General features: G+C 48.0%; 15 protein-coding genes and 1 other RNA gene. 14 read left to right on the forward strand and 2 right to left on the reverse strand.

Going from position 1 to position 15,529, the window contains the following annotated elements; all coding sequences use genetic code 11:
* Window positions 1-303 precede the first annotated feature (303 nt).
* The 9 genes from garL to ACOTXD_RS00760 all read left to right on the forward strand — a co-directional run bounded on the left by garL (window position 304) and on the right by ACOTXD_RS00760 (window position 8,872).
* On the forward strand, window positions 304-1,074 hold the full coding sequence (gene garL / locus ACOTXD_RS00720) for a 2-dehydro-3-deoxyglucarate aldolase (RefSeq protein ID WP_003862676.1): 771 nt from the start codon (window positions 304-306) through the stop codon (window positions 1,072-1,074).
* Between the two features lie 21 nt (window positions 1,075-1,095).
* A complete protein-coding gene (gene garR, locus ACOTXD_RS00725; RefSeq protein WP_032660438.1) occupies window positions 1,096-1,986 on the forward strand; it encodes a 2-hydroxy-3-oxopropionate reductase in 891 nt (296 codons plus the stop codon).
* A 56-nt stretch (window positions 1,987-2,042) separates the two neighbouring features.
* On the forward strand, window positions 2,043-3,188 hold the full coding sequence (gene garK, locus ACOTXD_RS00730; RefSeq protein ID WP_045897635.1) for a glycerate 2-kinase: 1,146 nt from the start codon (window positions 2,043-2,045) through the stop codon (window positions 3,186-3,188).
* A 32-nt stretch (window positions 3,189-3,220) separates the two neighbouring features.
* Window positions 3,221-3,597: RNase P RNA component class A (gene rnpB / locus ACOTXD_RS00735), an RNA gene on the forward strand.
* A gap of 275 nt (window positions 3,598-3,872) precedes the next feature.
* Window positions 3,873-5,279 (forward strand): tyrosine-type recombinase/integrase, encoded by a 1,407-nt coding sequence (locus ACOTXD_RS00740; protein ID WP_234006865.1) that lies wholly within the window; start codon window positions 3,873-3,875, stop codon window positions 5,277-5,279.
* 308 nt (window positions 5,280-5,587) lie between these two features.
* A complete protein-coding gene (locus ACOTXD_RS00745; RefSeq protein ID WP_003844871.1) occupies window positions 5,588-5,980 on the forward strand; it encodes a hypothetical protein in 393 nt (130 codons plus the stop codon).
* Window positions 5,967-6,395 carry a hypothetical protein gene (locus tag ACOTXD_RS00750; protein ID WP_064179037.1) on the forward strand — a complete coding sequence of 143 codons (429 nt, stop codon included), beginning with the start codon at window positions 5,967-5,969 and terminating at the stop codon, window positions 6,393-6,395. Before ACOTXD_RS00745 ends, ACOTXD_RS00750 begins: the two co-directional genes overlap by 14 nt.
* Before the next feature lie 582 nt (window positions 6,396-6,977).
* Window positions 6,978-8,243, forward strand: a complete 1,266-nt coding sequence (locus ACOTXD_RS00755; RefSeq protein ID WP_227660981.1) for a primase-helicase family protein — start codon at window positions 6,978-6,980, stop codon at window positions 8,241-8,243.
* A gap of 338 nt (window positions 8,244-8,581) precedes the next feature.
* A complete protein-coding gene (locus ACOTXD_RS00760; RefSeq protein WP_063155291.1) occupies window positions 8,582-8,872 on the forward strand; it encodes a hypothetical protein in 291 nt (96 codons plus the stop codon).
* A gap of 46 nt (window positions 8,873-8,918) precedes the next feature.
* Here the strand turns inward: ACOTXD_RS00760 and ACOTXD_RS00765 are convergent, their stop codons facing one another.
* On the reverse strand, window positions 8,919-9,125 hold the full coding sequence (locus ACOTXD_RS00765) for a hypothetical protein (protein ID WP_064179039.1): 207 nt from the start codon (window positions 9,123-9,125) through the stop codon (window positions 8,919-8,921).
* A gap of 180 nt (window positions 9,126-9,305) precedes the next feature.
* Between ACOTXD_RS00765 and ACOTXD_RS00770 the strand changes: the two genes are divergently transcribed.
* Window positions 9,306-9,656: a hypothetical protein gene (locus ACOTXD_RS00770; protein WP_048998060.1), complete on the forward strand. Its 351-nt coding sequence runs from the start codon at window positions 9,306-9,308 to the stop codon at window positions 9,654-9,656.
* 16 nt (window positions 9,657-9,672) lie between these two features.
* Here the strand turns inward: ACOTXD_RS00770 and ACOTXD_RS00775 are convergent, their stop codons facing one another.
* Entirely contained in the window at window positions 9,673-10,287 is a 615-nt protein-coding gene (locus ACOTXD_RS00775) for a recombinase family protein (RefSeq protein ID WP_105604601.1), read from the reverse strand.
* Between the two features lie 457 nt (window positions 10,288-10,744).
* Between ACOTXD_RS00775 and ACOTXD_RS00780 the strand changes: the two genes are divergently transcribed.
* The 4 genes from ACOTXD_RS00780 to tdcB all read left to right on the forward strand — a co-directional run bounded on the left by ACOTXD_RS00780 (window position 10,745) and on the right by tdcB (window position 15,524).
* Window positions 10,745-11,794: a DUF262 domain-containing protein gene (locus ACOTXD_RS00780; protein WP_220317084.1), complete on the forward strand. Its 1,050-nt coding sequence runs from the start codon at window positions 10,745-10,747 to the stop codon at window positions 11,792-11,794.
* Entirely contained in the window at window positions 11,781-12,365 is a 585-nt protein-coding gene (locus ACOTXD_RS00785; protein ID WP_220317083.1) for a HEPN domain-containing protein, read from the forward strand. Before ACOTXD_RS00780 ends, ACOTXD_RS00785 begins: the two co-directional genes overlap by 14 nt.
* Before the next feature lie 1,152 nt (window positions 12,366-13,517).
* Window positions 13,518-14,438, forward strand: a complete 921-nt coding sequence (gene tdcA, locus ACOTXD_RS00790; RefSeq protein ID WP_003862670.1) for a transcriptional regulator TdcA — start codon at window positions 13,518-13,520, stop codon at window positions 14,436-14,438.
* A 96-nt stretch (window positions 14,439-14,534) separates the two neighbouring features.
* Window positions 14,535-15,524 (forward strand): bifunctional threonine ammonia-lyase/L-serine ammonia-lyase TdcB, encoded by a 990-nt coding sequence (gene tdcB, locus ACOTXD_RS00795; protein WP_022651901.1) that lies wholly within the window; start codon window positions 14,535-14,537, stop codon window positions 15,522-15,524.
* Window positions 15,525-15,529: the final 5 nt, after the last annotated feature.

The raw sequence follows: 15,529 nt of genomic DNA on the forward strand, positions 1-15,529 counted from the left end.
TGAGGAAATAAAGAATGTCAGGAGAGGAAAAGTGAGAATGTGATCGCGATCGCTCCCGAAACACTAATCGTTGATTCTGTGCATCAGCGCCCACTGCATTGGGCAAATGCTCAAAATAGCGTGTTACTCCCGCTGGATAATTGAGCATTGAGACAATGTGCTGCCGGGTGGTGACGATTATACTGAATGACGATTTTATAACGCCAAAATTCAGTCAGGAAAATAAATATAACGCTGACGCTGAGTCGGAATAAATAAGAAAAGTTACTGGCTAAAACTGCGGAATTAAAAAAGGTATAAGTAATGAGTAACGACATCTTCCCGAATAAATTTAAAGCGGCCCTCGCGGCGCACCAGATTCAGATTGGCTGCTGGTCTGCGCTGGCCAACCCCATCAGCACCGAAGTGCTGGGCCTGGCCGGGTTCGACTGGCTGGTGCTGGACGGCGAACATGCGCCAAACGATATCAACACGTTTATTCCGCAGCTGATGGCGCTGAAAGGCAGCCACAGCGCGCCGGTGGTGCGTGTGCCCACCAACGAGCCGGTGATCATCAAGCGTCTGCTGGATATCGGCTTCTACAACTTCCTGATCCCGTTTGTTGAAACGGAAGAAGAAGCGGTGCTGGCCGTGGCGGCGACCCGCTATCCACCGGAAGGGATCCGCGGCGTGTCCGTCTCGCACCGCGCCAACATGTTTGGCACCGTGCCGGACTATTTCGCTCAGTCCAACAAGAACATCACCATTCTGGTTCAGATCGAGAGCCAGCAGGGGGTCGATAACGTCGACGCCATTGCCGCGACGGAAGGGGTAGACGGCATTTTCGTCGGCCCGAGCGATCTGGCGGCCGCCTTTGGTCATCTGGGCAACGCCAGCCATCCGGACGTGCAGCGCGCAATTCAGCACATTTTTGCCCGTGCCAAAGCGCACGGTAAACCGTGCGGCATTCTGGCGCCAGTGGAAGCCGATGCCCGCCGTTACCTGGAATGGGGCGCAACGTTTGTCGCCGTCGGCAGCGATCTCGGCGTATTCCGCGCCGCCACGCAGAAATTAGCGGACGCTTTTAAAAAATAACCATCATTGAGGAAACAGATTATGACGCTGAAAGTGGGTTTTATTGGCCTGGGTATCATGGGCAAACCAATGAGCAAAAACCTCATCAAAGCAGGTTACTCACTGGTGGTTTTAGATCGTAATTCAGACGCGGTGGCAGAGGTGATTGCGGCTGGCGCAGAAACGGCGACAACCGCAAAAGCAATTGCTGAGCAGTGCGACGTGATTATCACCATGCTGCCAAACTCCCCGCACGTGAAAGAGGTGGCGCTGGGTGAGAACGGCATTATCGACGGCGCGAAGCCGGGTCTGGTGGTGATCGACATGAGTTCTATCGCACCGCTGGCAAGCCGCGAAATCAGCGAGGAGCTGAAAGCGAAGGGCGTGGAGATGCTGGATGCGCCGGTCAGCGGCGGCGAACCGAAAGCCATCGACGGCACCCTGTCGGTGATGGTAGGGGGCGATAAAGCCGTGTTCGACAAATACTACGACCTGATGAAAGCCATGGCTGGCTCCGTGGTGCACACCGGTGAAATTGGCGCAGGCAACGTCACCAAGCTGGCAAACCAGGTGATTGTGGCGTTGAACATCGCGGCTATGTCGGAGGCGCTAACGCTGGCCACCAAAGCGGGCGTTAATCCGGATCTGGTCTATCAGGCCATTCGCGGTGGTCTGGCGGGCAGCACCGTGCTGGATGCCAAGGCGCCGATGGTGATGGATCGTAACTTCAGGCCGGGCTTCCGCATCGATCTGCACATTAAGGATCTGGCGAATGCGCTGGATACCTCCCACGGCGTGGGGGCGCAGCTGCCGCTGACTGCCGCCGTCATGGAGATGATGCAGGCGCTGCGTGCGGATGGTCTGGGCACCGCCGATCACAGCGCGTTAGCGTGCTATTACGAAAAGCTGGCGAAGGTTGAAATTGCTCGCTAATGACGTCCCGCCCGGTGGCGTTACGCTTACCGGGCCTACGGCTCAGGCATACAACTATGAAAATCGTAATCGCGCCAGACTCTTATAAAGAAAGCCTGTCTGCCACTGAGGTGGCGCAGGCGATAGAAAAAGGATTTCGGGAAATTTTCCCCTACGCTCATTACGTGTCTGTTCCCGTTGCTGACGGCGGAGAAGGTACGGTTGAAGCGATGATCGCCGCTACGCAGGGCACCTGGCAGCAGGCTGTCGTCACCGGCCCGTTAGGGGAAAAGGTGAAGGCCAGCTGGGGGATCTCGGGCGACGGTACCACCGCGTTTATCGAGATGGCCGCCGCCAGCGGCCTGGTGCTTGTTCCTCCCGCGCAGCGTAACCCGCTGGTCACGACGTCGCGCGGGACGGGGGAGCTGATCCTCCGCGCGCTGGATAAAGGCGCGCGCAACATCATTATCGGTATCGGCGGGAGCGCAACCAACGATGGGGGCGCAGGCATGATGCAGGCGCTGGGTGCGAAGTTTACAGATGCGAACGGGACGGAGATCGGCTACGGCGGCGGCAGCCTGATGGCGCTTAACCGGATTGATATTTCGGATCTCGATCCGCGTCTTCAGGGGTGCGCAATCCGTGTCGCCTGTGACGTGACGAATCCGCTGGTCGGTGAAAGCGGCGCGTCGCGTATCTTTGGACCGCAAAAAGGCGCCACGGAGGAGATGATCCTCGAACTCGACGCCAGTCTTAGCCACTATGCCGAAGTGATCAAAAAAACGCTGCGCATTGACGTCAACCGGGTTCCAGGGGCTGGCGCCGCGGGCGGCATGGGCGCGGCGCTGATGGCCTTCCTGGGCGCTGAGCTGAAAAGCGGCATTGAGATTGTCACTCAGGCGCTCAATCTTGAAGAACATATTCACGACTGCACGTGGGTGCTGACGGGGGAAGGGCGCATCGACAGCCAGAGCATAAATGGCAAAGTGCCCGTCGGCGTGGCGAGCGTCGCCAAAAAATACCATAAGCCAGTTATAGGGATTGCCGGAAGTCTGACGCAGGATGTGGGTGTGGTGCATCAGTACGGCATCGATGCGGTGTTCAGCGTACTGACCCGCATCGGCTCACTGGAAGAGGCGTTCCAGGGCGCGTATGACAACATTTACCGCGCCTCGCGGAATATCGCGGCCACATTGCAGGTAGGCATGCGTAGCCAGGGGTGACAGCGACGCGCAAACCCTCTATACTGCGCGCCGAAGCTGACCAGACAGTCGCCGCTTCGTCGTCGTCCCTTTCGGGGGAGACGGGCGGAGGGGAGGAAAGTCCGGGCTCCACAGGGCAGGGTGCCAGGTAACGCCTGGGGGGGAAACCCACGACCAGTGCAACAGAGAGCAAACCGCCGATGGCCCGCGCAAGCGGGATCAGGTAAGGGTGAAAGGGTGCGGTAAGAGCGCACCGCGCGGCTGGTAACAGTCCGTGGCACGGTAAACTCCACCCGGAGCAAGGCCAAATAGGGGTTCACATGGTACGGCCCGTACTGAACCCGGGTAGGCTGCTTGAGCCAGTGAGCGATTGCTGGCCTAGATGAATGACTGTCCACGACAGAACCCGGCTTATCGGTCAGCTTCAACTTCTTTAAAAACAATAAGTTGATGTATCTCAGGCACTTAGAAGCATAAATGAGATACAGAATGGGATACATCAACGATTGTTACCTACCTCATACGCTTCAGCGTAACGGCGTTTTTTACGCTTACTTCAGATTGTCTGATAATCAATTTTTCCGTTGCTCGCTTGGTACGGATAGCCCACGCCGATGTCAGTTCCTGATCTCCCGACTAACGCCATTCTTCGCTCTTTTGCGATCTGGTACTATCCACCGCGATCAGTTACAGAGAATCATACGAATGATGAAAAAGCTATCCCAGCATGACATTGATGCTTTCGTAGCCGCGCAACATGTAGAGATTTATGGCTATGTTGAGAATATCCCCGCCGACGCTCGCCAGCGAAAAATAAGGGGAGATGTAACCCCACCATTATCACCAGATACTGGTCGGGCGTTCGCACAGTTTTTTCAAGAGTTCTATGAAGATCAACTCTTCAACGGCGAAGCATCCCCGACGGAATCTTTTTTTCTTGAGTCTCTGGCTCAGCGTTTCGATATTTCAGGTATGGAAAGTGCCATTGTCGCCGCAGCGTCAAAGTACGATATTCTTTTGCACCAGTCGCAGAAGGCCAATGCAGCTTTTCTGAGTAAAGATTTTTCGACGTACTCCCAGATCCTCAACGATCTGAAACAGAAAATCCCTCTACCTGTCGCAGTGTCTCCGGTTGAAGATTCTGCGCCAGCCATGACATTGCAAAAGGCATGGGATGGTTTTCTGGTGTTCAAATCAGATTGGAATCCGAAGATTCGGAAGGGGAACGAAAAGTACTTCATGGTCATCAGAGAAGTGCTGGGGGCTGATACGCCAGTGGACAAAATCACCCGCCGCGATATCAAAAACTTGCTGGAAGTGGTGGCGGGTCTACCCCGTCAGAACAAGAAGCCATATAACAAGATGACGGTTCGGGAGTGTTTAGATTTGGATGAGGTTCCCGAGGATGACCGTGTGGCACCGAAGACCGTTAAAGATTATCTGAAGCTATGCCAGGGGTTGTTCTCTACTTATCTAACATCTGAAATGGATATACTGGCATCTTCACCGACGCTAAACGTTCGTTATGAAGCACACAGCAAAAGCTATGGAGACTACAGCAAAACAGAAATGCGCAGGCTGGTGGCCCATTTCAAAAATCTATCAGGTTGGAAAAAGTGGATACCGCTCCTCCTTGCCTATACTGGTGCACGTCGGGCAGAGATCGCCAAACTAAAGCGTTCGGATGTTCGTCTTGATGATGATTCACAGCGTTACTACATCATGATTGATGATACCAAAACCGAAGCAGGTACGAGGCAAGTACCGCTATCACTTCATCTGCTTGATCTTGGATTTTTGGACTATGTAGAGGGATTCTCTGCTGGCGATTCGCTTTTCCCTGACCTCACTAACTTCAACCAGATCACCCACTTTTTCCACGATATTCGTGAGGTTCTTGAGATCCCTTATCTCAATGATTATGGCGCTCGCCGCGTCGTGCACAGCCTTCGCCACACATTTATTACAGAAGCGCGAAAAACTAACGAGCTTACGCCAGTTCAGAAGGTGGTCGGACATGAGCATAGTGGGGAAGGGCAAACCCAGCGATACACCCACAAGTTTACTGTGACGAATTTACTTCCAGTGGTTGATGGTATTTGCTGGGACTAAACTCTCATCAACCTTCCTGTAAGTGCAGGGGGGATTCCCCCTACTTTTATAAATTATGGCAAACAGCGTGTTTTTCTCATCAGGTACGCCACCGCTTCCAATGGTTTAATTTATTGATTTTAATAGTGAAACTCATAAAGTGCTTGACAAATGAGAATGATTCGTGTTATTATGTAATTAAGGGGAAGATTTCCCCGACATCCCACCGAAACACATAAAATCCCGCATGTGCCAGTTTCTGCCTCTTCTCCTTGGTAGGCTGGATCAATCCGCTTGCGGGTTTTTTATTACCATCAGGAAATCATTATTTGGAAAATAAAAACTTAGCGTCAATCGACGTAACGGACTCCGCACGTCTGCGCGGCAAGGTTGACCACACCACATGGCACGCGTGCAAATCGCGGCTAAAACTGCTGGGCCTGCCACAGACACCGAAACGAATCGGCTTCCTTCTCTGGCTGGAACACCAGCAACATCACGTCTTCACCTTTGAAGAGTACGTGGAGAGATGGGGCTACAACAACGCCCATCTGCATCTCAATGAGTATGAAAAAAGCGGACTTATCCATCATCGCGACGAGTATTTTCTTAGCGAAACTGCCACCAGCACCGATAGCCCATTCCGCTGTAAGTGCTGCAAGTCCATAAATCTGAACAAAATTCTTAAAGCAAAGGAGCGCATTATTAATGAAACTAACTAAAGAACAAACAGCCCTCATCCAGCGTCTTTATGACGAACGTATCACGCAAGCGGAAAAAGTAGCATTGTCCGAAGTCAGCACCACCATCGTCTTCAACGAGGTATTCCCGCTGGTCATCACTAAGGCGGCTGCTTATCTGGACAACGGTTACATCCTCAATCCTCAAGCCTGCAACCATTATCAATCTTCGCCTTTCTTCGAGGTGAGCATGTTTAAACCGGAGATTCTGCTGGTACAGGAACGCCAGGAGGCTGTAGCGGCGGCATCTGAACGTCTGAAGTCGGATATCGCAGCAGAAGTGTTGGAAATCGTCCGTCAACAACGCCAGCGAAAGCAGGAAGCAGCAGCAGCCGAACAGTCAGCCAAAGACGCTATCACTACTGAACAAGCGATCTTCGCAGCATTCGAGGTGTGATGGTAGACGCACAATTTCAACAGTTCGCTATGCCGTCAGATTCCCGGCGGTTAGCCTCCCGGCAACGCCCGGCTTACAGAGAAATGATGTCCTCACTCCAGGATGGTAAAGACCCGATTACGGGCACCAGACTAAATTCTCCATGCATCGACCATGACCACGATACAGGGACATGTAGGTTGGTCCTCAATCGCTCAACAAACACGTTTGAGGGAAAGGTGCGAGCCTTCCTAATTCAGCAGGGGTGGAAGCCGCAGCAGTTCGCTCAGCCGTTATTTGATGCATGGTTGGGACGTAATGACGCAGTAACCACGCAACTTTATGAGTTCGCTCTGGAGATCTGGCCCTACCTAAGCTGGGAACGCTTCCTAACGTACCTCCGAAATCTCGCCGTTTACTACGGGACAGCATGGGCGTACTACGACCACTTGCTTTATGAAAAGCCTTCAAAAACAGGATGCTAAGCCATGCAATTAATCGTTCCAAAAGACATTGAACAATGGCTGGACAATACGCGCGAACACCGTTCACGCGCAGCACAGATTATTAAACTTTTATACGACGCACAGGAGCACGACACCTATGACACAAGAGACGACCACACACACAGCCACACCCCCACCCCCAGTTGAAGCCTTCTCGCTTCACCTGCGTAGCCAGGGATACGCCCTGATTTCACTGCCTGGTGGCGTTAAGTTGCGCAACATCAACACAGGCACCGATCATAGTCTCGATTCCCTTGCGGTACATTACGCTCGTTTTTCAGGGAACTCATGGAATCCACTATGGCAGTCCGTTGTATTTCGAACACTTCCATACATTGCCCAAAGTATCTTCAATCCGGCGTTGCCGTCTGGCCTTTCTGACGATGGGATTCTTAATACATTTCGCAAATTCTCCAGTGACAAGTCTCCAGTAGACATCCTTACACCATGGTTTGAATACTTGGTGAGGATGTTCCCTGATGGAGACGATCGCGCCAACGTCTGCGCTTGGTTAGCTCACTGTTTCCAGCGCCCAGAAGAGCGTCCAACATGGCATCTTGTGATCCCATCTGATACCGGCACGGGCAAAGGATTTCTCTTCCAGAAAATACTTTCACCGCTGCTGGCGGGGCAAACAAAGCATTATTCGAGCTACTCCCAACTAACCGAAAAACATAACGGCGCGTTAGCCGATAATCTGATAATTGTTTTCGATGATCCTCCGAAAGCAAGCCGCCGAGTTGCAGAATCACTGAAGTCTATACAGACCGAACCAACAGTGGACATTAGACCGTTGTACGAGAATGCCCGTAAGGTAGCGACATACACGCGATTCATGACGTTTAGCAACAGTCCAACGCCAATAGAAGTTGACGATAACGACCGCCGGCACTATGCGACACACTTCATTAAGCACCAAGTGGATCACGATGAAACAGCAGCATTCATCGCACGCCTTAGCGACTGGTTAGAAGCTGGCGGGCTGGAGGCCGTCTATCGTTGGTTCATGCAATACGATCTCAGTGACTTCAATCCATACCGACCACCACACAGCGCAGCGTTGGAACGGATGAAACAGGCAAGTGTCTCCCCGGCAGAGTCAGAAGCGGCAGTATTCACCGAAAGCCACCAAGTGTTCTCTTTCAATGCTTTTCGTGAAGGTTGTCCGGCATTTAGTCGGGACAATGAAGCAACGGATTGGCTAAGTAAACACGGTTATACCAGCGCAAGATTATTCACACTCACTCGATTTAAGGACACTCCGTTAACAAAGGGTGCGCTTTGGTATCATTCTGACATGGATAAGGGACACGCCCGTGAATGGTATCTGTCGAAATACTACCCTCAGATCGAAGCTGCATAACAGCCCTAAAACGGCCCTGACAAAATAGAGCCGTACTATCCCAGCCCTTGGGAAATAAGGCCTAAACGGGGCAAGCGTCCCTAACGGCCCTAAATCTTTTTTTCTTATTCATTAAGACTGTGACAACCCAGTTGGAACATAACACGTGTCCAACCGTTCGTTATGCGTGGCACCTTGGCTAATGGCGAAGGTCGCCACCACGACGAAAACGCATGTTTGCTTAACAACTTCGTGTAAACGCGAAATTAAAAAAACTTATCTATCCCCTGATCCGAGGAATGTCGGACAGGATTCATCATTCCCCCAAATGGCGCAGTAGAGCGCCGGAGACTTTATCTATGGCAAGACAAAAAAACTCTGAAATTGATGCTCAGTTAAGAGCGTTGGGTGCACCAACAGGCGCTATAAACGGTGTTTACAACGAATGGGAGGGATTGCCTTTCGTAGAGGTAGTTCCTGGTTTCTTGGTTTTGCAGCAGGATCTGAACGATGTAATCCTACCAGCAGAATCGCGTGAGCCGATTAATTACGATCTGGAAGAGTTCTATCTGAACGTGAGTGGAAACCGAGCGTGGCGCTGGCGTATTGAAGATGGGCGGTTTATTGCCTCTACAGGCACTTGTGATTGATAAAAATGTACGGCAGGAGTGGCGTTTTCATCACATTGCTGTGCACTTACTTTGCATCATCGGTTTGAAAGGTTTTGGTATACGGACATTTCCCCTTAGTTACGTAGGTGAAGAGGTAATTGCTGTTCTGATACGTGCATAGCGTTTTCCCGCTCTCCGTCGTTTCCTGCTGAGGATCGGACATTGTGATCTGCTCTGCTGCCACAAACTGCGAGAACAATAGCCCTGATATCGCCAATATTACTCTTGTCACAAACTTTCTCCTTTGATTCCGTTGTCAAAACCCATCGCTCCCAACAACTGTGCATAGGGATTATAGTTTCAAAATTGATCAATTTAATCGATCAATTCAATGCAAATCGATCGTTTTTATCAATTGATGGTTTTATAATGACTCCCGATGAATACCTAACTCACAGCAAAAAGGAAGACCATGAAAAGATTGATTCTCGCGGCGCTGATCGTTCTCCCCTTCGCCTCAAGTGCAACCACGTTCACCTGTAAGGCGATCCAGGAAGGGCAGATCGATTCTGGTAGCCAAAAATCCTCAGTCGAGACTCGTCTTGATGTTCAGGACAAAAGCATGAAAGTGAGCATGGGTGGTAAAACCTGGCGGCTGGGTTTCATTGGAGAGAAAAGTATTGCGAAGATGTACGCCACCCCAGACGGTGGAATAGCGGTTACTTACATTGACAACGGGAGTGATCCTGTTTTCGTTATGCGCCCAACTAACAACGACGGGCAGACCGCTATCTATACGCTTAGTTTGTGTTCTGAGGCTTAAAATTAGGCGTGAGCAATCACGCCATTTCCTTCTTGATGCGGTAAAAAGTGGCGCGTGATACTCCAGCCAGTTCCATTACTTTAGCGGGTTTGTGTCCTGCACTGAGTAAAGATTTAACAACCTCCCGCGCCCTTTCATCCTTAGCTTTACCGACATACACACCAGCCTCTTTTGCTTTCTCGATACCTTGCTTTTGACGTGCACGTCGAGTCTCATAATCCTGACGGGCCATAGTAGCCAGCATATCGATCAGCATGTTATTTACTGCTGCCATAATGCCATCCACCACAGATGACGATTTATCCCCTTGAAGCATTTTCCACGAGGTGGGTAAATCCACCACTACCAGCTTCAGTCCCTTATCTTGGATGGTACGCTTCAAACTTTCCCATTGGACAGCCTCCAGACGACTCAGGCGGTCAATAGACTCCACCAGCAACAAATCCCCATTGTTAGCCTCATCAAGCAACAGCGATAGCTGAGGACGTTCAAGGGAAGCCCCGGAAGCATTCTCGACATATTCCTTACTGATAGCCCAACCACGCTCCCTTGCAAACTCACGCAACGCCGGGACAGCACGTGTGGAATCTTGTTCTCTGGTAGAGGCTCGTGCATAAATTAGGACGTTCATCTTTTGTCTCTTTGAGGTTTTACTTCAACACTCAAAGTATACAGCACACATGAAACGTTATCAATTCTATACTACCAACACCCTATTGATACTAAATATCACGTTGTCAGTGAGGTATACCCAAAAGAGATATCATCTCACTGATATTTGGGACGCTTGCCAGCAATACATGGGAGGGCGAAAAACATTGTGCTTAGCATCTTCTCCAATTGTGCCAGTGGATATCCAAAAGCTACTTGATCGTATCTCATACTATCAGAGATATATTCCGCTCTGTGGGTAGGTGTCAAAGTGATCGGCTTTGGCTATGTACCTCATCATTTCGCCAGCTAAGAGTGAAATTGCGAGGGATATCAATAAGTTCTGCATAATTTTTGACGGACGGCATTAAAAATGGTAAACACTGCTATTTAGGGTTGCCGATTTTTTCCGATTTAGTACTTTCAAGGACTTTTGTATGGCTAATGATGATAAGACTTTAAATTTATTCCCTATAGATTATCCTTTTGAGACATTATGTTCCAGGATGAAATCTAATCCTGTTAAACTAATATTAAATCCAGACTTTCAACGTAAATACAAATGGGATCAGGACGGATGGCTTAGGTCTTCAAAGTTTATTGAATCTTGCTTAATGCGTATACCGCTACCTTCTTGTTATTTTGCTGAGGATGATGATGGTAATCATATTGTTATTGATGGAGTTCAGCGACTAACGACCATTCAGAAATTTTTAGATGATGAATTTGCCTTAGAAGGGATGACAACATTTAAAGAATTAGAGGGCAAGAAGTTTTCTGAGTTAGGTTCATTACGTCCGGAACTTGAGTCAACAACGATAAGGTGTATTGTTCTGAGGAAAGAGAATTCTAAGTCTCTCATTAGAGAGATTTTCTCAAGGCTTAACCAAGGTGCTGTTAAACTGTCTGACCAGGAAATAAGACATGCGTTATATCCTGGTGGATTTGATGATTTGTTAGAAGAATTAGGCAAGATTGATGCGATTAGCAATTTTGGCTTGGCAGAAGCCACAACAGCTAAAAGAGATAGCCGAGAGCCGGATGAGCAGGTGTTGCGGTTCTTTGCATTCTATGAAGACGATTTCTTCAAAGACTTTGATAATACTTTAAAAGACTTTTTAGATAATCAGATGGAAACTCTCTCAAAAAGTACAGCCGATGAATTAAATTTAATGAGGGAAAAGTTTAAATCATCCTTGGCAAAGTGTGAGAAAATTTTTGGGGATGATGTATTTACTAATCCTACAGTAAAAAGGAAAAGAAAAGGATTGGTTCATTATGATATTTTAATGCCAACAATTGGAAAGTTGAGTGATGATATCGTAAATCAAAAAGCCGAAGTTATCCGCCGTGGTTATAACGATCTTTGCTCAAGCGCTGAATTTAAAAGAACTTTGTCTGGCGGGTTGCAAAATAAAGCCTCTGTAAATAGACGTAGAGAGAGTTGGGTCAAAATCCTCAAGGATATTATAGATGGAAAATACTGAATGCTATGAAAGATATCGTTCGTTATTTTTATCATTAAAGGAGGTTATTACAGACACAGAGCGAAATATCATAGCGAATGAGAATGAATTTTTTAACAAAAATGTGAATTTTTTTGTTAAGTCATATCTTATTACTCTTTGCACATATCTTGAGTCTTATTTGACTGACGTGGCTGCATGGCATTGTGAAAAGATAAATAATAGAATTAAAAGTGCTTGTTTACCCCATAACTTCTTAGTTTGGCGGATCAACAAAAAAGGGTTTAAAGAGCAAGATTTAAAATATAGTGATGCTGATTTGACAGTTGATAAAGGCGAAATTTCAGATGGTTTATCTGGAAACCCTTATAAAACGATTAAGGCATTTTCTTACTTTGGTATTAATCTCGTGACCTCAAGCGATTTTAATTCTCACAAAGATATTGTTAATACCATAGTAACAAAAAGAAATAACATTATTCATCATAATGATCATGCGAATGATATCAGTCTTGCAGATATAAATGGTTATATTGATTTGTTGTTGAAGTATATGATGGCTATTGATAAAGCAGTCTTTGATAGCGAATAGATTAACTTACCGTTTAAGCGTAAACGCAGTAGGGCCATTTTGTATTATGGCTCTGCTTTTTTATGATTAATCCCTTGTCTTAATGTTTGAATGATCTGGCTACGGGGTTTTAAGTATATCTTGGCTGCGATTGAAGCTTGGTGAAATAAACTAATGCATATTTCATATGGGTATGGAGATACTCGCAATGCATGGGCTGGATTGTGTATTTAATCATGTTAGGTTTTCGGAATGGTCTTCTGCGGGACAGTATACAATCTTTTTCCAGTTCTACTGCATCGTTAAATGCTATATCTATAACATCAACGTGTTTGTACGTTTTAATATTTCTGCAAACTAATTATCAGTTCAAGTAAAATTGTTCTAATTTCTTCAAATGAGATACGGAATGGGATACATTATGGGCTACAACCCGCATTCCACCGCCTCTGGTGTCTGATGAAATGGGATACAAAGCTGACTTATCGGTCAGCTTCAACTTCTTACGAAACCCCGCTTCGGCGGGGTTTTTGCTTTCTGAAGGTTGCAGGTCGGGTAAGCGAAGCGCCAAACGACATCAATTCTCAATTTTGCGACGCTAAGCACGTTTCACTATTTGTTCGGCTGCGTGTTCCTCTCATCTGCTGCGCATGATCGTAATCACAAAATTTAACGCTATAAAATTAGAAAAATTTAGTGTTGAGCAGATGTTGTAAATGTTTAGTCAGTGATGCCGAATGTTATTCATTTGATAATTTAATATTGAATCTAAAAACATTCTTCTGGTGAATGTGTGATATATCCCACTCTTTAACCGGAAAGTGAATAAATACTCCTGGTAAAGTTGATAAACCACAAAAATGTTTTAAAGGAATAATGGTGTTTTATTAATCTTTAATTGCCTGAAAGATAGCCTTTATTAATATTTTTAAGGCAAAAAAATTCACGCTGGTTATTGCCATAAAATAAATTTATTACCGCGTTTTTTATTGATCAATGTCAGCGTAAATGCGTATTTTTATTGTGATAAATCTTTGATTTATAAAGATATAAATAGTTTTCTGGTGCGACTGAAAACAGAGCGTCCTGGCAAATTGTGAGTAACAGCACATACCCCCTGAAACAATATTGGGTAGAATCCGCTGCGTCATAGGGAAATAAGCGCAGAATATTATGAATACTATTATTCTACCGAAAACTCAGCACCTCGTGGTATTTCAGGAAGTCATCAAAAGTGGCTCCATAGGTTCTGCTGCAAGACAACTGGGGCTGACGCAACCTGCCGTCAGCAAAATCATCAGCGACATCGAATCTTACTTTGGGGTGGAAGTGATGGTGCGTAAAAACACCGGCGTAAAACTCACTGCTGCCGGTCAGGTGCTGCTGTCCTACGCTGAGTCGATCACCCGCGAAATGAAAAACATGGTAAGCGAGATCAACAGCCTCAGTTTCAGTACCGTCATGGACGTCTCCTTCGGCTATCCGTCGCTGATTGGCTTCACCTTCCTGTCCGGGATGATCAAAAAATTCAAGGAAGTGTTCCCGAAGGCACGCGTCTCAATGTATGAAGCGCAGCTCTCTTCATTCCTGCCCGCCATTCGCGATGGCCGGCTGGATTTCGCCATCGGTACGCTGAGCGACGGGATGCAGCTTCAGGATCTTCACGTTGAGCCACTGTTTGAATCCGAGTTTGTGCTGGTGGCGAGTAAATCACGAACGTGCACCGGCCCGACCAGACTGGCATCGCTCACGCACGAGCAGTGGGTGATGCCGCAAACCGATATGGGCTACTACAACGAACTTCTGACCACCCTGCAAGACAACCACATCAGCATTGAAAACATCGTCCAGACCGATTCCGTCGTCACCATCTATAACCTTGTCCTCAATGCCGATTACCTGACGGTGATCCCCCGTGACATGATTGCGCCATTCGGCTCGGACCAGTTCATTGTCCTGCCGGTGGAAGATGAATTACCCGTGGCGCGTTATGCCGCCGTGTGGTCAAAAAATTACAGTATTAAAAAATCGGCGTCAGTATTAGTTGAACTGGCAAAACAATATTCGTCGATGAATACCGAAAAACGACGATAGAAATAATGATGATTTAAAACACCCGGAGCGACGCTTTTTAACGCTCTGTTACCCTGACCTTGCCTGAAAACAATGAATTATTATAACGAGGATATTATGCACATTACTTACGATCTCCCGGTGACCATTGAAGATATTCAGGACGCCAGAAAAAGACTGGCGGGAAAGATCTATAAAACCGGTATGCCGCGCTCAAATTATCTGAGCGAACGGTGTAAGGGTGAGATATTCCTGAAATTTGAAAATATGCAGCGTACCGGTTCGTTTAAAATACGTGGGGCGTTTAATAAATTAAGCTCACTGACCGATGCGGAAAAACGCAAGGGCGTGGTGGCCTGTTCCGCAGGGAACCACGCGCAGGGGGTCTCTCTCTCCTGCGCCATGCTCGGCATCGACGGCAAAGTAGTGATGCCGATGGGCGCGCCGAAATCCAAGGTTGCCGCCACGCGCGACTACTCTGCCGAAGTGGTGCTACACGGCGAGAACTTTAACGACACCATCGCCAAAGTGAGCGAAATCGTCGAGATGGAAGGGCGCATTTTTATCCCGCCTTACGACGATCCGAAAGTGATCGCCGGTCAGGGCACCATCGGCCTGGAAATCCTCGAAGATTTATATGACGTGGATAACGTGATTGTCCCCATCGGCGGCGGCGGTTTAATTGCCGGTATTGCGACAGCAATTAAATCCATCAACCCAACTATCAATATTATCGGCGTGCAGTCTGAAAACGTGCACGGAATGGCGGCATCGTATCAGGCCGGTGAAATAACGAACCACCGCATTACCGGCACATTAGCAGACGGTTGCGATGTGTCTCGCCCGGGTAATTTAACCTTCGAAATTGTTCGTGAATTAGTCGATGACATTGTGCTGGTCAGCGAAGACGAGATTCGCAACAGCATGATCGCGCTTATTCAGCGAAATAAAGTGGTCACGGAAGGTGCTGGCGCACTGGCGTGCGCGGCGTTATTAAGCGGCAAGCTGGACCACTATATCCAGGGCCGTAAAACCGTCTGCATTATTTCCGGCGGCAATATCGATCTCTCCCGTGTTTCCCAAATTACCGGCTTCGTTGACGCATAAAGGAT

The sequence above is a fragment of the Enterobacter cloacae complex sp. CDL013 genome, assembly GCF_049238805.1.
GTDB classification, from domain to species: domain Bacteria; phylum Pseudomonadota; class Gammaproteobacteria; order Enterobacterales; family Enterobacteriaceae; genus Enterobacter; species Enterobacter hormaechei_C.